The sequence below is a fragment of the Neobacillus bataviensis genome, assembly GCF_019969725.1.
In genome coordinates this window covers 161,865-187,144 of record NZ_JAHXYW010000002.1, presented here as the reverse complement: position 1 = coordinate 187,144, position 25,280 = coordinate 161,865, and the positions used below count along the sequence as shown (strand labels likewise).

The following is a 25,280-nucleotide window of genomic DNA, read 5'->3' as shown; positions in this document are numbered from 1 at the left end:
CTGTTTCTTTTTTGGCTGATTTCAACACTTTTATCCCAAATTCCTTTGCTGCTTCAAACGTTGAATAAATTATTTATCCTCCTGGCGTTGGAGTGGCTCTGAATGCATTTACAGTTTTGTCCATAACAACCTGTACATCACTTCCCGAATCAAGAATCGTATTTTGAAGCGATTCTTTTTCTACCAATACTGTTGCTACGGTAAGCGGCTCTGATGCTTCGGTAGCCAACAAAGCGTCTACTTGCGCAGAGAAACAAGAATCACTTGTCTTGGCATGAACCTCCGTGGCAACAACATGATTATTAGAAATATAATTTCCATTACCTGAAACAATACGTATGATTACAGGTGTTGCACCTGCCGGCTTGATGTTCTGAGTATTAATTACTTCAGAAAAGTGATTAGCCATTACAGAATTATTATGGCCACTGATATAGAGGAGACCATACAAATCATCTAAACCATTGTCTTTTCCTAGAAAAGGAGTCCAAGGTTCATGGTCACGTAAAAAGTGATTGGAAGAAACCAAGTTTTCCGAACAATTTTCCCTGAAAACCACCATTCCTGGATAAAATGAATGAAGTCTATTATTTGTGATACTAGAACGTGTCACACCATCAAAATAGATACTGCTCGCACCTCGTGGAAAAACATTATTCGCTGTAATCAAAAGTCCACCAAAATTTTGAGCGTAAATGGAGTATCCTTTAAAACCGGCTCCTATCAGGTTATCGGTTATTTTTGAAGCCTGTCCCCAACCTCGCAGTTCTATACAGTTACCACATTCAGCTATGAAATTATCATGTATAGTCAGTGCATCTGCATGATAAATAGTAATTCCATGCTCTAAATACACAAACCCCATGCCTGTAATCCGAAATGAGTCACAAGCACTTGCAACATAAATACCCGTTTTCCCGTTAGTGTATGTGTTTTCCGGATTTGTTTCTCCTGAACCATCTTCAATAAAATGCAAACCATCAATACAAAAGTCAGAAAACTCTACCGAACTTATTCGGGGATTTCCACTTCGTTCAACATAAAATGCAGCTCCTTTATATTCCTCGTCATTTACTTCTAGGGGAATATCTACGAGTATGCGACTTCCTCCCGGCCACAATTCATGCAAATCCGCCCATTCATTCTTAGAAGTATTAAAACGAATACTCGAGGATGTAAACCCGTGTCCAGAACCCATAATTTTAAGATAACTGATGTCTATAACTACCTGACTGCCAAGATGATAATCTCCCGGTGGAATATAGATAACCGCACCCGGCTTTCCGCCTTTATTCACATCAGTGTCCGTTTGCCTGCTTTTAATATCTGCTATAATGCTATTGATTACCTCACCAATATCCTCATATGGATTACCGACAGGCCACTCTGTTACGTCGTAATAATTTTTACTAGCCATAAATAAATTCTCCTCTCAATTATTCTTTTACTGCTCCTAAAGTCATGCCACTTACAATATAACGCTGTACGAAAAAGGAAAATATCATAACAGGCAGACTAAATGAGATGGCCGCGGCTGTCATTGGCCCTAAATCAAGATTATAAGCAGTTAAAAATTCTGAGATTCCTACTGTCGCCGTTTTGGCATTCGTACTGGTCATGAGTAACGAGAACAAAAAATCATTCCAAGCTAACATAAAAGTAAAGATAGCAGTCGTTGCCAGACCCGGAAGTGACACTGGAAGAATAATTCTGATAAAGGACCCGATCCAGCTGCATCCATCCACCCTTGCCGCTTCATCAAATTCCTTTGGAACCGAGTCAAAAAAACCTATCATTAACCAAATGGCAAATGGGACATTTAAGCTGGTATACACCAAGATTAAGGCAAAATGGGTATCAATCAAGCCCATACTTTTTACAATCATATACATCGGAATCGCAATACTAATCATTGGTACCATTCTGATTACTAACGTAAATAACAAAAAGTAACTTCCTGTTATGGAAGAAAACCTAGAAATTCCATAAGCAGCCATCGCACCAAAGAACACGCTTAAAATGGTGCTGGCACCGGCCGTAATTAAGCTATTAAAAAAATACTTTCCGATAGGCAAGTATTCGAACATTTTCCTATAATTTTCTATTGAAAATTTCGAGGGCCATAAAGTCGGTGGTGCTGTCACTGCCTCGGCGGATGGTTTCAATGATGTTAATAGTAGATAGAGATACGGACCTAGGAATAATAAAGCCAGTAAACAGGTGACCACCAATACAATCAGCGTCCATATTTTATGTTTAAAATGAAAACTAGGAAGCCAAACTGGTTTTTCAACATTCGTTTCTTTTGTTGGCGTGTGGGCCATGATCTATTTCACCTCTCCTTATGAATGTCTTCTCCTAGGTGACCACATTTTTGTAATGAAGAAAGAACTTAGGACTAATAAAATGATGATAAAAATGACGGCCATGGCACTTGACTGCCCCACTTCTCCATATCGGGTCAATGTCTTATACATATAGGTACTTAGCAGCTCGGAAGAAAAACCTGGCCCTCCTTGCGTTAGCACCCACACAATATCAAATGTTCTTGCAGCATCAATAATACGAATTAATAAGGCTACGGTGGCGACTGGGATAAGAGAAGGAAAAGTAATGTAACGGAACTTATGCCATTTATTGGCCCCATCCATATCAGCAGATTCATATAAACTAATAGGAATTCCCTTAATACCTGCTAATAGAACGAGCATAATGAAAGGCGTTGTTAACCAGATGTCTGCAATAATCGTAGAATAGAGTGCAAAACGTGAGTCTGATAACCAGAGTATTTGATGCGGGTCAGAAAGGATTCCAAGTTTATAAAGCCCCCAGTTGATAATGCCGAATTGATCGTTAAGCATAAACTTCCAAATTATCCCTGTAACTAAAGGTGCCAGCATAAGCGGGCTTAACAATAGAGTCCGAATAAATTGGCTTCCTTTAAAAGCATTGCTGAGAAGCAAAGCAAGGATAAGCCCTAAGATAAACTCGAAACCCACCGCTACTCCTATATATACCACTGTGTTCCAAAGGGCTTTTAAAAAACGTTCGGAAGTCAAAGAGTTTGTATAGTTTGCAAAACCGACAAATTCACGTAATGAAGGATTAATGATATCAATCTTATAAAAACTGTCTCTAATTAAAAGAAAAATTGGATAGACCAGAAATACCAACATAAAGATCCCTGCAGGAAAGAAAAAGATCGTCGATAATGCCCCATTTTTCAGTCTCAAGAAAACCGCTCCTTTCTATCAAAATGTTATTTTTTGAACCTTTTCATTGAAAAATAGTCCAATGAAAAGGTTCTATTTAAACCTATTATTTTACTGCGGCGGTAATAAATCTTTGATTACATCTGCTGCCCAATCAAGTGCCTCTTGAGGTGTTTTTTCACCGGAAAGTGCATATTGCACGGCTGGAATGAGTGCTTCACTTTCAATTTCTTGCCATTCCTTAATAGCAGGTCGATTTTGTGTTTGTGGTCCGCTTAATGTCGTCATAAGCGGTTTCAAATGTTCATAGCCCTGCTTCGTGCTATAACTTTCAAATACAGATTTTCTCGCCGCTACACCCAATGATTTCATAAATAGTTCATTCTTTTCATAAATAAATTTGAGGTACTCCTTGGCGATCTTCTGTTTTTTGGAAGAACTAGGAATAACCTGATACCATGGGCCTGGGACAGCACCTATTCCTGCTTCGCCGCCAATCATTGGAGCACTTCCAACTTTTCCTGCTACCTTTGATTGTTTAGGATCATTTGAAGGGACATAAAAGTGACCCCATGCAAGCATCATCGCAGATTTTCCATTCCAAAATAGCTCAGAAGTTTCAGCAGATGCCATTTCAAGTGCACCTGATGGAACCGATTGATCCTTTTTCAAAAGATCAACTAAGAATTGTAAAGCATCAACATACGGTTTCGTATTAACAAGAACTTTGCCTTTATCACCAACTACCAATGGTTTCGCACCTGCTTGGGCTGCATGATCAAGCCAGCTGGCTACCGCATCTCCATTGTTCGCACCAAAGACCGTTGTTCCGTACATATCCACTTTTCCATCATTATCGGTATCTTTAGTAAAAAACTTGGCAACATCCCTATATTCATCCCATGTTGTTGGCGGATGCAGCTCATATCCATACTTTGCTTGGAAATCAGCTTTGTTCTTTTCATCTTCGAAAAGATCTTTACGGTAGATTAAATTTTTGGCGTTCGTCCATACCGGCATTCCATAAACCTTATTCTGATAACTTCCGCCTTCTACTAATCCTGGGAATAAATCATTTTTAATGTCATCTGTCATGAGATCTTCTAACGGTAAAAGTCCGCCAGCTAGAGCAGGAAACCAAAGTATATCGATGGTTGCAACATCGAATGCTCCTGCCTGTGAAGCTACCTCAGCCTTAAGTTTGTCATAGACTCCGGTATAGGGAACGGATTCAATTTTAACTGTATAGCCAGTTTCCTCTTTAAATTCCGCAGCGGTTTCTTTTGCTACCTTAAAGGCCGGGCTTCCCCCTTCAACAAGAACCGTAATCGTTTTGTTATCACCTTTTGCTTCGGAACTTCCTGTTTTTTCTCCCGAACAACCCGATAAAAAGAGTGATGATACTAATAATAATGAAACAATTGATAGGATCCCTTTTTTCTTCACCGCAACAAGCCTCCTTAATTATTAAATAAATGATCTAATGGGCTATTAGACTGTTATACATTCATTGATCATTCTCCTCCATTGTTTCTATTCTTTTTCAAAAACTTGATAACGGTTACATTTCGAAATAAAAATGATTAACTTTTATTTCCTTTTGCCCCCCTAACGTTTTTGTAAATCCTCTTTACACATTTATTGTAATGATTAATATGTTTTTATAAAATTCTAACTTTTTTAGAAAAGGTTATATATATTTAGAACTTTTTCAATAACAAACATTCCAGAATAATTAGAAGCTTGTTCCACTTTTTTCGATGAGGTGACAGGCGTTTCCAATTGAAAATAAATCAATCGATATACATCCAATAACCTATAAAAAATTTCCAGTAGGTGGTATCAATGAAATAAATTATAATGATTTTAGAAATAAAAAAATAAATTTTATACGCCAAATAAATTTAATTCAATAATCTCATTTATTAAAATGAGGCAGACTTCCCTTTCAATTTAGCCCAAAAATCAAATTATATTTTTCACAACAAATAACTTCAAGATAGAAAATACAGTCAAAATCTAGTAAGATATCCACATGTGACATTAGATAAGGGGTTAAAAAATGAGCGTATTAAATGTAAAAAATTTAAGTCACGGTTTCGGTGATCGTGCGATTTTTAATGATGTGTCTTTTCGACTTTTAAAAGGTGAACACGTTGGACTAGTTGGGGCAAATGGTGAGGGTAAGTCTACTTTCATGAATATTGTTACTGGGAAGTTGCAACCCGACGAAGGGAAAGTTGAATGGTCACGGAAAGTTCGAGTTGGTTATTTAGATCAGCATGCTGTCCTTCAAAAAGGTACAACGATGCGTGAAGCTTTAAGTACTGCTTTTCAATATCTTTTTGATACTGAAGCAGAGATCAATGAACTTTATGCAAAAATGGGTGATGAAGGCGCTGATATCGATGCCTTACTTGCAGAAGTGGGAGAGCTACAAGAAACTTTAGATAGTAATGATTTCTATCAGATTAATTCAAAAGTTGAGGAAGTTGCTCGTGGTCTAGGACTAGACGATGTTGGACTCGATCGAGATGTAGATGACCTTAGCGGTGGGCAACGTACGAAAGTTTTGCTAGCTAAGCTGTTGCTAGAAAAGCCTGAAATCCTTTTACTAGACGAGCCTACGAACTATTTGGATGAACAGCATATCGAATGGCTGAAGCGTTATTTACAGGAATATGAGAATGCATTTATTTTGATTTCACATGATATTCCATTCTTGAACACTGTTGTTAACTTGATCTATCACATGGAAAACCAAGAGTTGAATCGCTATGTTGGTGACTATGATAACTTCTTAAAAATATATGAAATGAAGAAGCAGCAGCTAGAGTCTGCTTACAAACGTCAACAACAAGAAATTGCTGATTTGAAGGATTTCGTTGCGCGTAACAAGGCAAGTGTTGCAACTCGTAACATGGCGATGTCTCGTCAGAAGAAGCTCGATAAAATGGAAATTATTGAATTGGGGAAAGAGAAGCCAAAACCAGAGTTTAAATTCAAAGAAGCTCGTTCATCTAGCCGTTGGATTTTCGAGACTGAAGATCTTGTTATTGGTTACAATGAACCACTTTCTCGCCCTCTGAATTTGAAAATGGAACGCGGACAAAAAATTGCATTCGTGGGTGCAAACGGTATTGGTAAGTCAACTCTTTTAAAAAGTATTCTTGGGTTGATTGATCCAATTTCGGGTAAAGTGGAACGTGGTGAGTATCAACACATCGGTTACTTCGAGCAGGAAGTGAAACAGGCCAACTACAACACTTGTATTGAAGAGATTTGGAGCGAGTTCCCAAGCATGAATCAGGCTGAGGTCCGTGCCGCTCTTGCAAAATGTGGATTAACGACGAAACATATTGAAAGTAAAGTCGAAGTCCTTTCTGGTGGAGAAAAAGCCAAAGTTCGCTTGTGTAAAATTCTTAATACAGAAACGAATTTATTAATACTAGACGAACCTACCAATCACTTGGATGTTGACGCAAAAGAAGAATTGAAGCGTGCTTTAAAGGCATATCGCGGAAGTATCTTGATGGTATCCCACGAACCAGATTTCTATCGTGAAATTGCGACCGACATTTGGAATTGTGAGGATTGGACTACGAAAGTGTTTTAAATAAAGATTAAGGGGTACCCAACTGGATTCTTGTCATTGGGTACTCCTTTTTATTAGCCATCCAAAATTTTTAATAAAAATAACTTTTAGATTTCTTAAAAAAGCTTATCCAAACTAAAGTTAGAATGAGCTCTATCTATTTCTGTATAACCAAAATAAACCCTTCCGAAAATCTACCCCTCAAACCCGCATTCCACCGTTCCAGTTAAAATAAAGATTTCCGACCGAACCCCAATTCCGAGCAATTTCCGAATCAAAAACAACCGTTTTTCCGCCTTTTTTTCCTCATTTTTTCGTTAGTTAAAATAAAGTCTTCCGGGAATGGAAGGAAGAAAAAACCGAGAAAAGAAGGGATAAGACCTTCTTCCTTGCTTCTTAATCTCTTGTGGTTGGGTCGCTGATTGAGTTTGAGGATTCTGGAATATCATCATAAACTTTTGTATCGACGTCGTTAATAGAACCATCGGCGAGTCCTTTAAAGACAGCGAAAAGCGGTTGAGTGACGGTTTCCTTCAGCATACCTGCCTGCTTTTGTCCCAGTGTTTGGCTTTGGCCTTTCAATTCAATCAACATGATGGCAGTATCATTTAGTGCGAATGCACCAAGAGCGGTACCCGGCAGGTTCACATCAGGGTATTTTTGAACAGCACCAAAATGGGATTCCCCTTTTTGCAGTGTTAGCGCAGATAGAGCATTAACTTGTTTACCAAGCTTCAGGACATCTTCATCCACTTCAAACTGTTTGCCGGTAAATGGATCTGTATATGGATCAGCGACTACTGCTGCAAACTGAACAGGTACGGATCGATCATCTTCATCGGAGACAGTATTGAAACCGCGGTGATGAAGATCCACATATACATCCGGTTTAAAATCTTGGAATACACTTGTTACTGTACGTGCTTCTGCTGTGACAAAAAAGCCGCCATATCTACTGTTATTTGTTGATTTCGAATTTAAGAAAGCGGCAACCTCATCATGATTTTGATTCTCTACTCTAAAATCCAGATTCGGATTATAATCCCTGTTCTGGTCGTAACCAGGGATACCGTAAACTACACGGCCGTCGTTATTCTGGGCTCTTTCGCTGCCGTCGGCATTGTAGTACCATGGTGCCTTTGTGTCTTTTGGCAGGCCAATGTTTTCCGGCAGCCAAGTCTGATGAGTATACCGAGTCGGATACCACGTATCCTCGTATTGATTATCTGCCCCTTCTGGGTTAATCCTAGGCATAATCCAGATGGATACATTCTTTAAAATTTCTTCGACTTCCTTCCCATTAGAGGAGAGCTTTTGAATGATATCGATGGCTGCTTGTGCACCAATTTGCTCATTTCCGTGAATCTGAGCAGTAATCAGGATACGCTTTTTGTTTGGATCATTATCGCCGAATTTTGCTACCCAGATCGGTTCTCCCTTGTCCGCTTCTGTTCGATAGCCATCAGGCGAAAGGTTGGAATAGCCGGCGATTTCAAGCTTCATCTTCCCCTTGGAGGAAGCTTCAAGGTTTTGAAGCTTCTCAGCTAATTCCTTGTTTGACATAAAGCTTGATAATGAAATATTTTGGTTGTCTTCGATGTACGGTCCATTCGGTATTGATTGCGGATTTGCGAAGGCTGCTGTAGATACACTTGCAGACAGAGCCAGCGCTGTTGGTAAGATGACTTTTAAAAACTTCTTTTTCATAAAACCCCTCCTATGTTTGTTGGTCCCCATTAACTATTAAAATATATGTATTTTTTATTTTGGGTCCCGAATTAAATTTTAAATGATAGATTCAAAAAACAAAACAGAACAGTATGTATTTTTGGAAAATTAAGTCTTTTGGGGGTACTAGGTTTTTATAATCAAGGAATAAATTACTAGCAAAAGAAGGATATGTTGGTATATTGTTCCTGTTAAAGAAGCGTTAAAACCGAATACGAGCTTGTACCTATTACCAGTACGTTTTCCCGTTTGGCAATTTTAAAATACCTCTTTATCCTCATTTTAGAGGGAGCATAATACCTGGAATATCTCTTCCGGCAGGAAACGATTCGGTTGATTTCCTATAGTTTGGTGCGTAATTTTGTCTTTCATAAAAGGAATCAATTTCTTCTACGGTAAGTAAGGAATCATTTACCCAGTTTTTCAAAATCCCCACCACATAGCTCAGCCTTCTCTTGTTATTGGCACATGCAATATTCATCGCTTTTAAAATCACATCTTTCGGCTGTAAAAAGCTAGAACCCTCTAACCAAGATAACAGCTGCTGTTTGGCATTCACGTTCGAAAAACCAAATCCATTGTTATCCCAAAACTCTACAATTTTTTTCACATCTTTTTGATCATTCTGAAATGGGTTCTTGATGTCTGGATTTTCCTCTATATTTGGATTAAAAGCTTCTTGTTGTTGTTTTTTATTTATTTTTTTATTTTTATGTTCTTGTTCTTTTTGTCCCACTATCGTATAACGAAGCGTCAACGTATCGTCATGCTCCCCACATTCAGTATCTTGATATGTATTATTTTCATTTTGGTCGTTAACTTCCTTGCTGAAGATCATCTCTTCATGTTCACAAAATGATTCAAATAGGCTGCGAATTTCCTGATTTTGAATGGACTCCGAAACATATTGAATAAGTGAAAGATCCTCTACATCCTTTAGCTCGGAAAAAATACAGTCCATCACCGGTTTCCCCCCTTTAACCTGGTTATCCTTCCACCAGTTTTTCATTGCCAGTTCTCTCGTATCAGGATTGTACCGTATCAACTTGTGATGCACGATGAATCGCTCCATTAATGAATGAACACTCTCAATCGAATAGCCCAAATCAAAAGCCATTTGTTTTTTCGTAATTTTATAGATGCCAGTTTGAGTCGTAAGTGGATTCGTAAGAAGATAAAGATAAAAAAATTTGTCCTCCGGGGTCATTTCTTCTAATACAATCGGATTCTTCCAAAAATCAGTACGTACCATTCTAAACTTTGCCATCTTCAACCACTGCCTTCTTCTTATAAAATTCCTTCATACTTGATATAGAAATAAATGAAGAAAAGGGTCATATGTTTTCCATTTAAAAAGTGATTCTTTATGACACACTTTCATCACCGTTTCCTTTACCAGGGCTTTATGTGAATGCCCCCGCCTTCGTCACTTCTACGATATCGAGGTTGGCGAGGAAAAGCGAACTTCCTTTTTTCATTTTTGAGCGCATTTTTTGATCCAAACATCAAAAAACGCCTTCAAAAAATGATTTTTGAAGGCGTTTTTTGCAATTTCGGTTATTTTATACCCTTTTTTGTGTGAAGGCTTTTATCTTTCTTAAGTTAAGTGCCTATCACTCCCCGAGTAAAGTCGAAGTATTCAACAAAACAAGGTGGTGAAAGGCACTTATTTTAATTTCTCATAAAATAATTTATAAAACTATAACAATGTAAAATTTATGTATTCCCTCCAACTTCTTATCGTATAAGATAAAAACAAGTAGATTTTTGTCAAATCCAGAGGGGATAACAACTGTATGGCCGATATTTTTGAAAGACTGCTTCAACTTTTTAAAATACAAAACAACTCCGGGAAGACACCCTTGGAGGATTTTGTGACAGAGCTGTTAGCGGGGGTTTTACAGACGGATCAACAGCTGCTCGACCGTTTTGTAAATGAGGTTTTATTAATTGATGGAGTTGATTTCACAGTCGATTCCCAAGTCTTTTTTATCGACCTTGTTTTTGAAAATGACTCCACTATCTGCTTTCTGGAAAACAAAGTAGCAAGTGGTGAAGGACAACGACAGTTGGAACGTTATGTCGCTGTTTTAGACCGACTAGACAGAGAGAGAGGCCAAAAGACATATTTGCGGTATTGTACAAAAAATTATAATCCTAAGACAGTGACGGCATGTTCGTTCTATCAGTTCCGCTGGCAACGAGTTTAAACTTCACTGCTGTATTTCCTTACCACAGAAAACCAAAAAGAACGAATGGTTGAGTGGTTTTCCGAGAAGATGGCAAATACGAAGCGTATTCTTAACAGCCTATGGCTTTTTTTGCAAAAATAAACTGCCATTCTTTACATGGCGAACAGTGATAGGCACTGTCCGCCACAGTTTTAAGCTCCATATAATGTTTACGCATTCAACATGTGTGGAAAGTAATTGGCAATACAAATAGATGTTGGTGGGTTTACCAGCTCTTTCTCTAGATGGACTATCTTAGCTATAGTTTTTCCGTAACAGCAAATAAATTCTCATACGGATAAAAATTATTTATTTTGAAGCATCTGTTAATGTTTCGACTTCATATCTTTCCTGTAATTCAGAATAGTTTTTGCACCGACAAAAACAATCAAAAAGTTGGATAAAAGGCAGCATGTAAAATAGTTACTAATTTTGATTAACCATTAGTTTCTTAACTTCTTCCATGCAAGGCATGCTTAATATTGCACCTTTCCTTGTTGTGACAATTGCTCCAACCGCATTTCCAAATATAATAATTTCTTCCATATCATCCATGTTTAAATCAGCAATAGGTTTATTTTTTTCTAAATATTTATATAAAACGCCACTAAAGAAGCCATCTCCCGCACCTGTTGTATCAACTGGATTCACTTTGAAGGATTTAAATTTCCCTACGTTCTCCCCTTTTCGATAAAAACAGCCTTCTACTCCTAAAGTGACAAATATAAGTTCTGTGTTATACTGTTCAACGAGTTGTCTTGTTCCTTTTTCTAAATCTGCCTTTCCAGTAATGAATTCCAACTCTTCCTGCGAAAGCTTTACGATGTTTGCATATTTCAATCCCTCTTTAATCATTTTCTTTGCATGCTCTAGATTCTTCCAAAGCAAAGCCCTTAAATTAGGATCATAGGAAACAACTTTCCCTAGTTCTTTTGCTAATTGGACTGTCTTTAGAGTGGTAGTGGCAGCTGGTTCATTAGTGAGGGAAAGAGATCCAAAATGAAAAACTTTGGTTTGAGCTACGATATTTTCATTAATGTCATCCTCTGTTAACTTGGTATCCGCACCGGGATTTCGATAAAAGCTGAATGAGCGGTCACCATATTCATCTAAATGAACAAATGCCAGCGTAGTATTTGCTTTTTGGGTAAAGGATAATCCTTCGCAGCATATGTTTGTATCTAATAAAACTTGCTTTAAATAATGTCCAAATTGATCATCTCCTACCTTACCAATGAAACAAGTCTTCTTGCCTAATTTGGTTAAGCCCGCTAATACATTGGCCGGGGCACCACCAGGATTTCTTTCAAAGACAACTTTGCCAGGCTGAGAGGAGTTATAAGGAGTTAAATCAATTAATAACTCTCCGAGAGCTGTTACATCATACATTTGAACCTCTCCTAAATTCTGGAATTTATTAAGCCAGCAGAATACTCTTCTGGCTTTTTATTTGAAATGGAACTAATTTAAGTTTTGCTTCGTAATCTATCAAGAAGCACGGCAATAACAATAACGATCCCTTTTACAACTTGTTGCCAGTAATAATCCACATTAAGCAAAGTCATTCCATTCGTTAACACAGCCACAATCAAAACCCCAGTGATAGTTCCTTGTATACGGCCACGTCCCCCTACAAAACTAGTACCACCTAGTACGACAGCTGCTATCGCATCTAGCTCAAATGCTATTCCTACCATGGGCTGCCCTGAGAACAAACGTCCTGCCATCACAACGCCACTAACACCGGCGAATAAGCCACTGATGGAATATACATTAATCAGGGTGCGATTAACTTTAATCCCTGTAAGATGTGCTGCTTCTTCATTACCGCCAATAGCATAAACATGTCGCCCGAACATCGTATACTTTAAAACGATTAACATGATGATATAAACAATTGCCATCACATAAATAGGAGTAGGAATCCCCAGAATTTCACCTGCTCCAATGAACTTGAACTGCTTTGATGCCAAAACTACAGGATATCCGCCGGTTATAACATAAGCCAACCCCCTCAGGTAGGTCATACTTCCAAGCGTCACGATAAAGGCAGGCAACTTAGTTACAGCTGTTAAAAATCCATTAATAGCCCCAGCAACATATCCTACAGCAACTCCTACTAACATAGCGATAACTGGGGGAGCTCCGGCATTTGATAGTAATACAGATATAACACCGCTCAATGCAAGGGTTGAGCCTACCGATAAATCAATTCCTCCTGTTAATATAACTACAGTCATCCCAGCTGCCAGAATGGCAGTAATTGAACTCTGCTTTAGTACGTTTAAGATATTACTTGAGTCTGTGAAATTCGGTGCAAAAATAATCATAACTATGATTAATAAGGCAAGAATTATTACCATGCCCAGCTGATTAAAAATCTGTTTAGACCGTTCCTTGAATGAAACTACGGATGGACTTGACATTTGTAAGTTTGTATTCATTATTTAACCTCCCCTGTAGCATAGTACATAATTTTTTCTTGTGTTGCTTCATCACGAGATAGTTCAGCTCTCAGTTTACCCTCATGAATCACTAAAATCCGATCACTAACTCCTAATATTTCTGGTAATTCAGAAGAAATCATCAATACAGCAAGCCCTTGTTCTGCTAATTTACTTATGATTTTATGAATCTCAGTCTTTGCACCTATGTCTACACCACGGGTCGGTTCGTCAAGCAGCAGTATTTTAGGACCAATTGATAACCATTTAGCAATAACAACCTTTTGTTGATTTCCTCCGCTAAGGCCCATAACATTTTGTTCCTTTGATGCCGTTCTTACTCCAAGTTCTTTAATGTATCGATCTGCATCACGATTCATTTGCTTATTCTGCAATAGTTTAAATTTTCGATAGGTTGGCAATTGTGCCATTAGTATATTTTCTTTTACGGATAAATTCGGTAATAACCCCTGTTCCTTCCTGCTTTCAGGAACATGAGCAATGCCAAGCTTTATTGCGTCAATAGGACTTTTTATATGAACCTGCTGGCCATCCACAATTATTTGACCCTCTGACAGTTCGGATAGTCCAAAGATTGTTCTTACCAGCTCAGTCCGTCCTGCACCGACAAGGCCTGCTAATCCCACTATTTCTCCAGGGTAGATTTTCAGCGATATCCCCTTTACAAACTTCTTATCAGAGACATTTTTTAACTCAAGGACTGGTTTTTGTTCAGCCCTAACAATTCTTTCGATTCTTTCTCTTACAAATAGCTCATTTAACTCTCTTCCTACCATAAGTTTTACTAGATTCTCAGGATTTGTATCCGCAATTGGGCCACTTGTAACCCAATGACCATCTCTAAGAACTGTAAAGCGATTTGAAATTTTAAAAATCTCATCCATTCGATGAGAGATATAAACAATAGCTACGCCTTTTCTTCTTAATTCTTCAATGATGCCAAAAAGCTTGTCTATTTCTTTATCTGTCAGAGATGCCGTCGGTTCATCCATTATTAAAATCTCAGAGTTAATTGATAGAGCTCGAGCAATTTCTACCATTTGTTGTTGGGCCACACTTAAGGTAGAAACATCCGCACGAGGATCCAAGGAAGATCCTATTGATTTTAAAACTCGGGCAGCATTTTCATAAATATCATTCCATTTTATTAAGCCCAGCCTATTTTTCTTAAATGATGCCCCCATCATAATATTCTCACCAATGGACAAATTTGGTGAAAGGCTTATTTCTTGGTGAATAACACTGATCCCTTTATTTCTTGCCTCCATTGGATTATTCCAATGTACTTTTTGATTTTTATATTCAATCGTTCCTCCATCAGGCTGATACACTCCAGCCATAATCTTCATTAAAGTAGATTTTCCTGCGCCATTCTCCCCCATCAAGGCATGAACTTCCCCTTTATAGAGTTCAATATTAACGTTTTGCAACACCTTGACACCGGAAAACTTCTTCGTAACCGCCTTCATCCTAAGGATGGGTAACTGACTCTCTGGTAGACGGCAATTTATATGTTCTTGAACCTGAAAAACCGACATTAGTGCCACTCCCTTAGTCTCTTTTTAAGTCATATTTTAATAGGATATAAATATAGTGCTCCTGATAGAGCACCATATCTTACCTTCACTAGAGGGAAAATTAATTACCAGCCACTATATGAATCAACATTATCCTTAGTGATAAATTTAGTTGGAATAAGAACTTTTGAATCAACTTTCTTTCCATCAATGATTTTTAATGCTAAGGCAACGCCATCAATAACCATTTGATTCGGGAATTGTGCTGAAGTACCAGCAAAGCTTCCGCCTTTTTTCAGCGCATCAACTGCAGAAGGCGCACCGTCAACACTTACGACAAAGAATTCATTTTGTCTACTAGCTTGTTTTTGAGCAATTTGTACTCCAACAGCCTCTTCATCATTTATTGTAAATACTGCATCGATTTTTTTGTTTGCTGTTAGTGTACCTTCCATTACGGTAAGAGCCTTTTCACGATTACCCTCACCATTTTGTTTAGCAACAACCTTGATATCTGGATATTTTTTAATTACTTCGTTAAAACCTTTAATTCGGTCTGTCACTGCTGAAACAGGAGGTCCATCAATAATGACAATATTACCTTTTCCATTAAGTTGTTTTACCAGGTACTCCGCAGCTAATTTACCTGCTTGAACATTATCAGACATAACCACTGAGTCAATGCCACCTTCTGCATATCCATCAAGAGCAACAACCGGAATACCTGCTGCTTTTGCTTCACTAACTGCACCGGCAATACCAGCAGAATCAAATGGGCTTAATAATATTAAATCAACTTTTTTTGTAATAAAGTCTTCAATTTGTGCAGTTTGTTTAGCAAGATCTTGATCCGCACTTACAGTCGTTACTTCAGCATTATACTTAGAAGCAACTTCTTTAGCCCCTTTAGACATCGCTACAAAGAATGGATTACTTAAATTTGGAACTGTTAAACCAATCTTTAGCTTTTTTTCAGTTTTAGACTTGTCATTTGTTTTACCTGTATTAGAAGCGCTTTCATTATTGCTGCAGGCACCTAAAAAGCATAAAGTTAAAATTAATAATACTATGTTAAAAATTTTAAAGTTTTTCATGGTTTGTAATTCCTCCTAAATATAGTTTTGTAAAGTAATAGATACTTCTAGCAAAACACTATCCTTGTAAAAAAATCTGTAATACCGTAGTATAAAAATGAGTGCTAAAATTAGTATTAATTTTAGATATACTCAAGCAGGGTTATGATTTTGGGCTTTTTTCCATTTGGTCGTGGTTGCCCTGAATCGTAACCTTTTTTTGTGTGATTCTTTCATTTTTCTCCCTCAAAGAACAAGTTAATTAAAACGATTAGAATCTCTTCTATTATTTTCACAACTCAATAAGCATCACCTCCTAAAAATGATGTGGATACTTTTTAAAACGTTTTCATTTAAACGCCTTCGTTTTTTGCTTTTATCTTTATATTAGATCCTTACCTATGGGGGAAAAGTCAGACTACGCGAACAGAAATTCCTGATTCCTCAATGCGGTTAAGTACGGTCTTTTGTGCAGCACTATCGGTTATTAAATAATTTATCTCATGAATATCCGCAAACTTCGCAAAGCTTACTTGACCTATTTTGGTATGATCGGTAATGAGAATAACCTTTTCCGCACAATCAATCATCTTCTTTTTTGTTGATGCCTCAATTAAATTTGGGGTGGTTAAGCCATTTTCTACATCAACGCCATTCGTAGCAATAAACGATTTGTCTACACAAATTTGATTAAAGCTGGATTCAGCCAAAGGACCTACCAACGCTAGTGTTTCTGAACGCAGAGAACCACCACATAATAAGACTTCAATTCCAGATATATCCTTTAATTCGTTGGCACATAATATTGAATTGGTAACCACCTGTAAGCTCGAAAAGTTTCTTAGTTCTTGAGCAAGATAATAAGTTGTCGTACCCGAATCGAGCAAGATACTTTCCCCGTTCTCAATAAGTTTAGCCGCTTCCTTTGCAATAGCCCTTTTCTCTTTTTGAAACTGCACTTCTTTCTCAATGTAAGTTGGTTCGAAGGTCACACTTTTGAACCAGACAGCCCCACCATGCGTTCTTTTTAACAATTGTGCTTCCTCTAGTTCCTTTAAGTCCCTACGTATTGTTGATTCGGACAAGTCGAAGTGTTGACTTAATTCTTGTACATCTACTCTAGAATTCTTGTTTAGTAACTCTAATATGGCCGACTTTCTTTCTATACCGTACACAGAATCGTTTCCCTCCATTTCATTTGAAATGCAAATCTTGACCGTTTTAGCTCACTTTTGAATGAATTTGATTGTTTATGCTCATTTTTGATTATATGTGCTATTTTACCAATTTACAATATTAATTTTAGAATAATTTAAAAATTTAAAATTAATAAATTAAAACAAAAAACTATTGCTTTTCGAAGATTAGAATAAGTTAGACTATATTTATTATTTATTAGGGGAACACTCTAACTAAGTAAAACTTAGAAGTAAACACAAGTAAGTGCTTCGAATGGTATTGATTTGAGAGAAATGAAAGTAGTAGTTTTGAAAAAGAAAAATTGAAGTATAAATTCTAAAATAAAACTAAATGGGAAAAAGGAGTTTCTCCATTTAGGGAGTAACTCCTAGTTTGTGGTCCCAAAATTGAATAGAAGCAGGAAACCCCCTTTCGTTGTTCCTGCTTCTTCTTTTAAAATCATAGCCGAGACGCACTCAACGTGTGTGGACTGTAATTGACAACACACGAGATGCTGGCGGGTTTATTCATTCTCGACTGGAAGTTCAACAGTAAATGGTTTTAATTCCTTAGTTGGAACAAAGCTTGAAAAATCAAATAGCAACATTGTATTTTCCAGCTTAAAATTCTCAATCCTTTCTTCTCCGTATAAGTCAAAAGTAGATTGGAAGTGTGCTGATGCCTTATCAATCATTTTTACTTTATTAAAGGGAATACCGTGGTTTTTAGGAGGCCATGGATTTTCTGGGTCAATCTTGGTTAAATATTCCTTATCAACCAACCAGAAAAGGTATTCCAAATTATGATTAATTGTTTCAAGTTTACCTTTACTCAGGTTCTTCGGAAGCCCTGTAAGTTGATAATCTATTACCAATTTTCCACCTTTTTGAGTAACATCATTTACCTGCAAGCCTAAATTGAACCGTGTGCTTTTTAAGGTGAAAGATTTAATATTCAAAAGCTGTTGTACCTTTGGATCTGCTGAAGATAACTGAGGATAAAAGGTAAGTGAAGTAATGTCTGAATTGAGCTTGGTCATTTCTCTTCTCATGGTACTATGGTATCTATCTTCTTGTTTCGATTCCTCGAGAAATGTTGAGTTTCCAAAAAGGGGATTGCATGATTTAATATGCGGAACAAAGGTTATCAATAAAAATTAGCTGGCGAGCAGTGTCTGTCACCGTTCGCCAGCTAATTTAATAATACATTAATATTAGTGTTATTAACACTCATCAAAAACGTCAAAGCAAAAAATGCCCGGAACTTTTGAATTCAGGGCATTTTTTACACTTTCCCAACTATTTTTCTTTTTCTAGTTTGTATTTCACAAAATATTACTAAATATTTTTTAACAATTTCGTGAACAAAAAGGTATAGAATCGATAAAAAACTGTATTAACAACATATTTTTATTAATTCAAACTAACCAACTTTGCTTGGCATTCTGACCAACTGTACCGGTCAATCTGGCCAATTGTACTGGTCAATCTGGCTAGCTAACATGTGGTCAATTTGACCAGACAATACCAGAGATTACTACAGAGACTACTACAAAGATAAAAGATATATAGTCGTCTTCCTCGAAAATTTGGTTGAATCAATTTGAAATTTCAAAGAAAATAGTAGTTTTTCCACCTGTCCTTTTGGCTTCAAAATCAATATATAAATAGTGCATGGATCATATTCAACTGGAATATTACATAGTTGGCAGGCAAAAATTTTGTCAGTCAAAGGAATGTTAAATTATTTGTGTTTGAATGTCACTTATCTAGTTTCTTACTTCTTAGGAGCTGCGTAGCTCTTTGGCAGCTCTAGTCCTCGCTGCTCCATAACTGCACGCAGTCGGTCCGGGTAGTCGGTGATGATTCCGTCAACGCCGTCATCCATAAGTTTTTCCATGGTCGGCTCGTCGTCGATTGTCCACGGTATCACCTTCATACCATTCTTGTGCGCTTCCTGCACCATGTCCTTCGTTACGTATGGCTGATAGTCTGCATCGGTGACTTTACCATTCTGTGGGAAACCATGTACAGGTGAGATGGCGTCTGCACCAAAAGAGTGAGCTGCCGCCACAAGGTCACCTCCGAAGTCGTCGATATCAATGCCACCCAACCAAGGAGATGCTCCAGCTTGCCCAGGCTGCAGGAACTGCGGGCCGTTGGTCAGTGCGACGAGGGGCAAGTGCGGCTCGACCTCGTGCATGCGCATGAGCGATCCCCAGTCGAAGCTTTGAATGGACACCCGGTTGATCATTCCGGCTTCGCGAACCTCTCGGGCAACAATCTGCACGAATTCTTCACGTGGAGCAGTCTGTTCTGGTGCGCCGGCCTCTACCTTCGTCTCGATGTTCATCCACACCTTGTTCGCGTGATAACGCTTAACTAGGTCAAAAATCTCGCTTAGCATTGGCATCCTTGCGCCGGGGCTCAAGTTCTGGCCTGGGAATTGTGACAGCTTTAGAGAGCCACAATCCAGTGTACGCACTTGGGCCAGTGTGAGGTCCTTAATATATTTGCCGACGTAGGGATATTCAGTGTCACCAGGGAATGCTGGGCTTGTATCCAGGCACTTATCGCCCGAAATCTTACGGTCATGTGTGATAACGGCTTGGTGATCCTTAGTGATCTGCACGTCCATCTCAAGTGTGCTTACACCAACTTCGAGGGCTCGAGAAAACGACGCGATTGTGGACTCACTTGTAAGGCCGATTCCACCACGGTGCGCCTCAAGATCAAACCCTTTCGGACCGAAGCTCTTCAAATCTTCTGACAAGAACTTATTCTCAGCAGCCGAGGCTGATTGTGCTGATAATTGGCCTGCACCTGTACACACCATAAGGGCGGCCATCGTTGCAAGAACAAACTTTTTCTTTTTCATATTCTCATCCCCTTATAAAATTTATTACTCTATAAGTATAGTAGGATTATGTAAATCCCTGATGATGTATATGAAAAGATATAGTAAAGAAAAATAAGAAAATTATCACAGTTCTTTTGACTTGAATAGTTATATGAATCTAGCAATAAGGTTTTTAGCAGGAAGTCAAACTTCAAAATATCTTCGCCGTGGATAAGGCATCGGTGTAGAGCTAGTCCTATGCTACCTGTTGCTTTTTTTCCTAGCCACAAAACTTTCTTCATCCATGACTCTGCCTGCTTCTATTGATCGACTTAATAAAATCATATACTGCTTTCGAACAAAATCTTTTAATAGTTCTATTTTTTCTTTAGTGTCAATAACTTCAAATGGAATAAAAACCTCATGTTTTTTTAATGCAAAACTTCTCATTTCTTTGATTTCAAAATGTAAGAGTTCTTGAATTTCTTTTTGAATCATTTTCCCCTTAATAGACTCTTGATTACCTGGGTCCACATGGAGGATCAATGCCATTTAGGGATTTTAAGGGAACCTCTAGGATTTTGTCCCTATTTACTATATTTACCAAAATTGGAATAATGATAGAGTATCACTTTTTCAAAGGGGGAGTTTCATGTTTCGTCGTAAATCGATTATCACGGTCCTAGCTGCAAGCATGATTTTATCATCAGGGGTGGTGTATGCTCAGGCAAATGGTGCCCAAAATGCACAATCAGACACAGCTTTTGACAACAAGGTTATCAAAAAAATCAACGTAGACAATATGTACAATACGATTAAGTATCTTTCGGCAGTGCCTAGGGAAGCGGGTACCGAGGGAGAGGTTCGTGGGGTTGAGTACATAGAAGGCCAGTTTAAGAGCCTAGGACTCGAAACTAAAAGAATACCGTTCCCAATCTATGATTATAAGACAAACCGTGAAGTAGCTGAAGTTGACGGAGTTAATTTAAATGGCCATGCCTTTAGCGGCAGTGCAAGCGGGAATGTAACGGCTGAGCTCGTTAATGTTGGAAAAGCATTAGCTGGCACGGTTCCCGATGATGTAGCAGGTAAAATTGCCTTGGTTGAGCGGGGAGATATAACATTTGTTGAAAAAGTGCAAAATGTAGTTGCTAAAGGTGCAGTTGGAGTACTCATGTATAACAGCAATGCTAATGGTAATAACTTTGGAAAAGCAAATGGAGAAGTTCCTGCTGTAGCTATTTCACAAGCACAAGGCCTAAATCTAGTGGAAAGATTAAAGAACGGCTCTGTAAAAGCCACACTAGATGTCGATATCCAAAAAATCGAGAAAACTTCTTATGTTGTTGAAGCTAAATTAAAGCCAAACAAGAACAAGGACACAGGCCAAATTGTAACGATTGGTGCACACCATGACTCTGTTCATCTTGGACCTGGTGCAAATGATGATGCTTCCGGAGTTTCAGCGGTATTGGAGCTTGCAAGAATTTTTGTGAATACTCCGATTGATACCGAAGTCCGCTTCCTTACATTCGGTTCTGAAGAAAGAGGGATGGTGGGCTCGTCTTTCTACGTTTCACAACTTCCACAAAGTGATATAGACCGCATGGTTGCCCACTTCCAAATGGATATGATTGGCGGGGCAGAAGCAGGAGAAGATCATCCATTAGGTGGACTGATCATGTATACAATTGACGGTAAAAAGAATCTTGTAACGGACTTAGGAGCGGCATCCGGATCTAGAATGTTTGATGTGGCGCTGCCGTATGGCCAATTAGGAAGAAGTGACCATCAGCCATTCCATGATGTGGGCATTCCTTCTGCTCTATTTATTCATTCACCTGTTGAACCTCAGTATCACCAGCCAACAGATACGATTGAACATATCAGCAAGGAAAAGCTGCAACAAGCTGCCTCAATCGTTGGAGCATCAGCCTATCAAATTGTTCGCCCGGATACACCAGCTCTTGATCGATCACATGTGGCTCCTGCAACAGTAAACTACGAATTTGAAAACCGTCCAGTAGATTAATAAAAAAGTAGAAAAACGCTTGAATCAAAAAAAGATTCAAGCGTTTTTTCTATGGGCGTAAAACACCTTCCAGATTTTTATCCAAGATTTCTTAATTGAAATTTTTTACATAGGGGCGTATTCTATTTAAGTTAGTTTTTTATAGAAAAATAGATGTTAGGCTCAATAATCTAAGGTCTATGAGCCAGCAATTAGTTCAAAAATTAAACTGAGGGAGGAGAGAGCTGATGAAATTAAAATGGTTTTTAATGATGGCATGCTTAATTATGATTTGGAGTGTTTCTTGGCCAATTTATAAAGTTGCATTAGTGTATACACCTCCTTTACTTTTTGCCGGGATGAGGTGTCTGTTTGGCGGCGTGATCCTAGGTGCGGTCATTTGGAAAACACGTACCCGCATTCAATGGCGAAAGAATTGGAAAATATATGTCGTAACCGGCACTTTAAATATTGCTTTATTCTATGGGCTGCAGACTGTGGGGCTTAAATTAGTACCATCTGGCTTATTCTCAGTCATTGTCTATTTTCAACCTATTTTAGTAGGTCTGCTTGCATGGCTATGGTTAGGTGAATCAATGACCCTTCCTAAAGTATTGGGACTTATTTTAGGATTTCTTGGAGTCATTTCGGTAAGCGCAGAAGGATTTTCCGGCCATGTTTCCATTTTCGGTATTATTCTCGGCATATTATCCGCTCTATCCTGGGCATTAGGTACAGTTTACACCAAAAAAAATTCTCACTCGGTTGATTCTCTTTGGATGGTAGCATTCCAGTGTTTAATTGGGGGATGTGTTTTGATGATAGCCGGACTTTCGTCTGAGAATTGGTCCAGTATTGTTTGGAATGATACGTTTATATGGGGTCTTTCCTTTGGCACGATTCTAGGGATTGCGTTATCATGGATTCTCTACGTTATACTTGTGAAAACAGGAGATGCCAGTGTTGTGGCAACATTTACATTCTTAGTTCCAATGCTCGCAGTTATCATCGGGACTGTATTATTAAATGAACCCTTTACCAAACTACTATTCTTAGGAATTGTTCTGATCGTGGCCAGTATCTATCTTGTAAACAAGAAGCAAAAGCAGGCTGCTGACCAGGTTGTTATTCATGGGAAAATGGGAGTTTAATATTTAATAAGTCGTTTTAATGGGTCACATTTTAATGTCAGTACTAAAAAGGATAGATGAGCAGAATAAATGCTCTATCTATCTTTTTTTGTACATTTTATGAAAAGGCAACAGAAGGTAATTCATCAATTTCCATACGAAGTAGACAATAAGATTTTTGTCGCCGGTCCTTTTATTACGGTTGGAATCACTCATTAACCATAAAATTCTGCTTCTCCAAGTATTTCAGCACTGTTTGTGAAAATTCGAGGTGAGATTCCTTTGTATACTTGGCAATGGTATAGACTTGAGCAAGATTTTTTAATCCTAATCGCTCTGTCATTTCTTGAGCCTAGGAACGTCTATGTAGCGATTCCAGCCCTTTTCATATCTTTGTAGATTTTTATTTTTTCTATTTCCTTTTATTTAAATACTCATTTCCTAGAATTCCAATTAAAAAAAGAGCCGGTTCTTATGAAGTTATGAATAACTTATGCAGAAAAGAATAAAAAGCATCTATTCCCCTATCTCCCCATCCTATAGTTACTACAAAGCAAAATTTCAAAACGGAAGATTACTAGTGAAGTTTCCTTTTATTTTTTCTGAATATTCCTATTATTCTATATACCGGCACGATATTTGCATGTAAGAGAATGTAACTATTTTCTATTTTAAGGGGGCTTAAAAACATGCAAGAACATCCTAACAAAAAAATGGACACATCTGCATCAGAACTTCATGATAGTGATGCTGCCCATCTGGCATCGCTTGGATATGAATCAGAATTTCGTCGCGACATGAGTCCATGGGCAAACTTTTCGCTTGGGTTCACCTACCTTTCTCCTGTAGTAGGTGTGTACACATTATTTGCATACGCACTTGCTCAAGGCGGCCCGCCCATGATTTGGTGTCTTATCATCTGTGGTCTCGGACAATTACTAGTCGCACTTGTCTTTAGTGAGATTGTTGCACAATTCCCTGTTGCAGGAGGAGTTTATCCTTGGGCCCGTAGATTATGGGGGCGAAAGTATGCGTGGATGACTGGCTGGGTTTACTTAATAGCTTTGTTTGTTACGATTGCCAGTGTTGTATATGGAGCTGGACCTTTTCTGGCAGAGGTTTTGGGTTTCGAAGTTTCAGTGGACTCCATCATTCTTTGTGCCATAGTCATTCTTACACTATCGACAATCATCAATTTCCTGGGCACAAAGGTTCTCGCAGCTGCAGCAGTAATTGGTTTTACGGCTGAGATTATTGGCGCGCTTGCAGTTGGTTTTTGGCTGCTTTTTACTCAAAGACATCACGGTCTTGATGTGCTCTTTGATTCTTTTGGTGCCCAAGGCGGCCATAGCTACTTTTATGCATTTGCTGGAGCTGGATTAATCGGAATTTTTCTATATTTTGGGTTCGAAGCTTGTGGTGATGTTGCGGAAGAAGTACCCAATCCAGGTGCTCTGATCCCAAAGGCAATGCGCAGGACGATTTACATTGGTGGTGCTGCCGCAGTTTTTGTTAGCCTTGCTTTAGTACTTTCCATTGCTGATATTCCGGCAGTTATCGCTGGTAAAGACGTTACGCCAGTTGACACAATATTAACGAATGCATTTGGTAATGTTGGTGCAAAGATCGTAATGGGTATTGTATTGATTTCATTCCTTTCATGTGCAATAAGTTTACAGGCAGCAGCCAGCAGACTTGCCTATTCTTATGGGCGTGATGACATGATTGTAGGAAGCCGATACTTAAAAAAGTTTTCACCTGCTCGTCACATTCCACCTTATTCGCTGCTACTCGCAGCTATTGTTCCAGCTATTATTGTTCTAGGCTCAAAAGTGTCTACAGACGCGCTCACAAAGATCATCAGTTTTGCGTCGCTTGGAATTTATATTGGATTCCAAATGGTAGTCCTTGCTGCACTTCGAGCTAGACTAAAAGGATGGAAGCCAAGTGGCAAGTACCAATTGGGCAAGTGGGGACTGCCTATCAATATTGGTGCTCTTGTCTATGGAATAATTGCCATGATCAACATGTGCTGGCCAAGAACGCCAGATGCAGCTTGGTATGATAACTATATCGTTCTCGTTTCGGGAATCGTAGTTGTCGCTGCCGGTTTACTGTATATGATGATTCATCGCAGCCACGGACATAGCGAAATGCCGTATAATGATGCGATACCCAAAAAATATATCTCCCATCAAAACAATGACAGGCCAATGTAGGTTTGTTACAAACTCATATTAGAGCGAGTTGCAGTGCCTGTCACGTCCCGAAAAATGTCGAAGAATTCGATAGAATACGGGA

General features: G+C 38.4%; 19 protein-coding genes. 5 read left to right on the top strand and 14 right to left on the bottom strand.

The annotated features are described in order from the left end of the window. Positions 1–73 precede the first annotated feature (73 nt). The 4 genes from LC455_RS05710 to LC455_RS05695 all read right to left on the bottom strand — a co-directional run bounded on the left by LC455_RS05710 (position 74) and on the right by LC455_RS05695 (position 4,658). The gene (locus LC455_RS05710) at positions 74–1,417 is read right to left on the bottom strand and encodes a NosD domain-containing protein (protein WP_223588958.1); all 1,344 of its coding nucleotides are present in this window, start codon (positions 1,415–1,417) and stop codon (positions 74–76) included. Positions 1,418–1,436: 19 nt separating this feature from the next. Beyond that, entirely contained in the window at positions 1,437–2,324 is an 888-nt protein-coding gene (locus LC455_RS05705; RefSeq protein WP_223588956.1) for a carbohydrate ABC transporter permease, read from the bottom strand. A gap of 18 nt (positions 2,325–2,342) precedes the next feature. Beyond that, positions 2,343–3,233 (bottom strand): carbohydrate ABC transporter permease, encoded by an 891-nt coding sequence (locus tag LC455_RS05700; protein ID WP_223588955.1) that lies wholly within the window; start codon positions 3,231–3,233, stop codon positions 2,343–2,345. Positions 3,234–3,323: 90 nt separating this feature from the next. Beyond that, entirely contained in the window at positions 3,324–4,658 is a 1,335-nt protein-coding gene (locus LC455_RS05695) for an ABC transporter substrate-binding protein (RefSeq protein WP_223588953.1), read from the bottom strand. A 616-nt stretch (positions 4,659–5,274) separates the two neighbouring features. Here LC455_RS05695 and LC455_RS05690 point away from each other — a divergent pair. Continuing rightward, a complete protein-coding gene (locus LC455_RS05690) occupies positions 5,275–6,828 on the top strand; it encodes an ABC-F family ATP-binding cassette domain-containing protein (protein WP_223588952.1) in 1,554 nt (517 codons plus the stop codon). A 375-nt stretch (positions 6,829–7,203) separates the two neighbouring features. Here LC455_RS05690 and LC455_RS05685 read toward each other — a convergent pair whose 3' ends face one another. Further along, a complete protein-coding gene (locus LC455_RS05685; RefSeq protein ID WP_223588951.1) occupies positions 7,204–8,514 on the bottom strand; it encodes a M14 family zinc carboxypeptidase in 1,311 nt (436 codons plus the stop codon). A gap of 298 nt (positions 8,515–8,812) precedes the next feature. Then, positions 8,813–9,802, bottom strand: coding sequence for a DnaD domain protein (locus LC455_RS05680; RefSeq protein WP_223588950.1), 990 nt, complete (start codon positions 9,800–9,802; stop codon positions 8,813–8,815). 529 nt (positions 9,803–10,331) lie between these two features. On the opposite strand from LC455_RS05680, the gene LC455_RS05675 reads away from it, so the two are divergent. Then, a complete protein-coding gene (locus LC455_RS05675; protein ID WP_223588948.1) occupies positions 10,332–10,745 on the top strand; it encodes a PD-(D/E)XK nuclease family protein in 414 nt (137 codons plus the stop codon). A 447-nt stretch (positions 10,746–11,192) separates the two neighbouring features. Here the strand turns inward: LC455_RS05675 and LC455_RS05670 are convergent, their stop codons facing one another. From LC455_RS05670 to LC455_RS05635, 8 genes are all read right to left on the bottom strand, one after another. Further along, complete coding sequence (locus LC455_RS05670) at positions 11,193–12,155, bottom strand: carbohydrate kinase family protein (RefSeq protein WP_223588947.1); 963 nt, start codon at positions 12,153–12,155, stop codon at positions 11,193–11,195. Between the two features lie 77 nt (positions 12,156–12,232). Then, a complete protein-coding gene (locus LC455_RS05665) occupies positions 12,233–13,210 on the bottom strand; it encodes an ABC transporter permease (protein WP_223588946.1) in 978 nt (325 codons plus the stop codon). Beyond that, entirely contained in the window at positions 13,210–14,769 is a 1,560-nt protein-coding gene (locus LC455_RS05660) for a sugar ABC transporter ATP-binding protein (protein ID WP_223588944.1), read from the bottom strand. The genes LC455_RS05665 and LC455_RS05660 overlap by 1 nt, the downstream gene beginning before the upstream one ends. A gap of 104 nt (positions 14,770–14,873) precedes the next feature. Continuing rightward, complete coding sequence (locus LC455_RS05655; RefSeq protein WP_223588943.1) at positions 14,874–15,842, bottom strand: ABC transporter substrate-binding protein; 969 nt, start codon at positions 15,840–15,842, stop codon at positions 14,874–14,876. Positions 15,843–16,234: 392 nt separating this feature from the next. Continuing rightward, entirely contained in the window at positions 16,235–17,014 is a 780-nt protein-coding gene (locus LC455_RS05650; protein WP_223588942.1) for a DeoR/GlpR family DNA-binding transcription regulator, read from the bottom strand. A gap of 509 nt (positions 17,015–17,523) precedes the next feature. Continuing rightward, positions 17,524–18,051, bottom strand: a complete 528-nt coding sequence (locus LC455_RS05645; protein WP_223588940.1) for a hypothetical protein — start codon at positions 18,049–18,051, stop codon at positions 17,524–17,526. A gap of 725 nt (positions 18,052–18,776) precedes the next feature. Further along, a complete protein-coding gene (locus LC455_RS05640; RefSeq protein ID WP_223588939.1) occupies positions 18,777–19,877 on the bottom strand; it encodes a glycerophosphodiester phosphodiesterase family protein in 1,101 nt (366 codons plus the stop codon). 222 nt (positions 19,878–20,099) lie between these two features. Continuing rightward, the gene (locus LC455_RS05635; RefSeq protein ID WP_223588938.1) at positions 20,100–20,336 is read right to left on the bottom strand and encodes a hypothetical protein; all 237 of its coding nucleotides are present in this window, start codon (positions 20,334–20,336) and stop codon (positions 20,100–20,102) included. A gap of 154 nt (positions 20,337–20,490) precedes the next feature. Here LC455_RS05635 and LC455_RS05630 point away from each other — a divergent pair, with 154 nt between their 5' ends. The 3 genes from LC455_RS05630 (at position 20,491) to LC455_RS05620 (ending at position 25,198) form a co-directional block, all read left to right on the top strand. Beyond that, positions 20,491–21,870, top strand: a complete 1,380-nt coding sequence (locus LC455_RS05630) for a M28 family peptidase (protein WP_223588936.1) — start codon at positions 20,491–20,493, stop codon at positions 21,868–21,870. Positions 21,871–22,097: 227 nt separating this feature from the next. Continuing rightward, positions 22,098–23,000, top strand: a complete 903-nt coding sequence (locus LC455_RS05625) for a DMT family transporter (protein ID WP_223588935.1) — start codon at positions 22,098–22,100, stop codon at positions 22,998–23,000. Between the two features lie 668 nt (positions 23,001–23,668). After that, positions 23,669–25,198: an APC family permease gene (locus tag LC455_RS05620; protein WP_223588933.1), complete on the top strand. Its 1,530-nt coding sequence runs from the start codon at positions 23,669–23,671 to the stop codon at positions 25,196–25,198. Positions 25,199–25,280: the final 82 nt, after the last annotated feature.

Coding starts and splice junctions, on each gene's coding strand:
- LC455_RS05660 (WP_223588944.1), bottom strand. CDS start 14,769: ATGTCGGTTTTTCAGGTTCAAGAACATATAAATTGCCGTCTACCAGAG.
- LC455_RS05670 (WP_223588947.1), bottom strand. CDS start 12,155: ATGTATGATGTAACAGCTCTCGGAGAGTTATTAATTGATTTAACTCCT.
- LC455_RS05620 (WP_223588933.1), top strand. CDS start 23,669: ATGCAAGAACATCCTAACAAAAAAATGGACACATCTGCATCAGAACTT.
- LC455_RS05710 (WP_223588958.1), bottom strand. CDS start 1,417: ATGGCTAGTAAAAATTATTACGACGTAACAGAGTGGCCTGTCGGTAAT.
- LC455_RS05640 (WP_223588939.1), bottom strand. CDS start 19,877: ATGAAAAAGAAAAAGTTTGTTCTTGCAACGATGGCCGCCCTTATGGTG.
- LC455_RS05645 (WP_223588940.1), bottom strand. CDS start 18,051: ATGAGAAGAGAAATGACCAAGCTCAATTCAGACATTACTTCACTTACC.
- LC455_RS05665 (WP_223588946.1), bottom strand. CDS start 13,210: ATGAATACAAACTTACAAATGTCAAGTCCATCCGTAGTTTCATTCAAG.
- LC455_RS05655 (WP_223588943.1), bottom strand. CDS start 15,842: ATGAAAAACTTTAAAATTTTTAACATAGTATTATTAATTTTAACTTTA.
- LC455_RS05685 (WP_223588951.1), bottom strand. CDS start 8,514: ATGAAAAAGAAGTTTTTAAAAGTCATCTTACCAACAGCGCTGGCTCTG.
- LC455_RS05705 (WP_223588956.1), bottom strand. CDS start 2,324: ATGGCCCACACGCCAACAAAAGAAACGAATGTTGAAAAACCAGTTTGG.
- LC455_RS05635 (WP_223588938.1), bottom strand. CDS start 20,336: ATGATTCAAAAAGAAATTCAAGAACTCTTACATTTTGAAATCAAAGAA.
- LC455_RS05675 (WP_223588948.1), top strand. CDS start 10,332: ATGGCCGATATTTTTGAAAGACTGCTTCAACTTTTTAAAATACAAAAC.
- LC455_RS05690 (WP_223588952.1), top strand. CDS start 5,275: ATGAGCGTATTAAATGTAAAAAATTTAAGTCACGGTTTCGGTGATCGT.
- LC455_RS05650 (WP_223588942.1), bottom strand. CDS start 17,014: ATGGAGGGAAACGATTCTGTGTACGGTATAGAAAGAAAGTCGGCCATA.
- LC455_RS05630 (WP_223588936.1), top strand. CDS start 20,491: ATGTTTCGTCGTAAATCGATTATCACGGTCCTAGCTGCAAGCATGATT.
- LC455_RS05680 (WP_223588950.1), bottom strand. CDS start 9,802: ATGGCAAAGTTTAGAATGGTACGTACTGATTTTTGGAAGAATCCGATT.
- LC455_RS05625 (WP_223588935.1), top strand. CDS start 22,098: ATGAAATTAAAATGGTTTTTAATGATGGCATGCTTAATTATGATTTGG.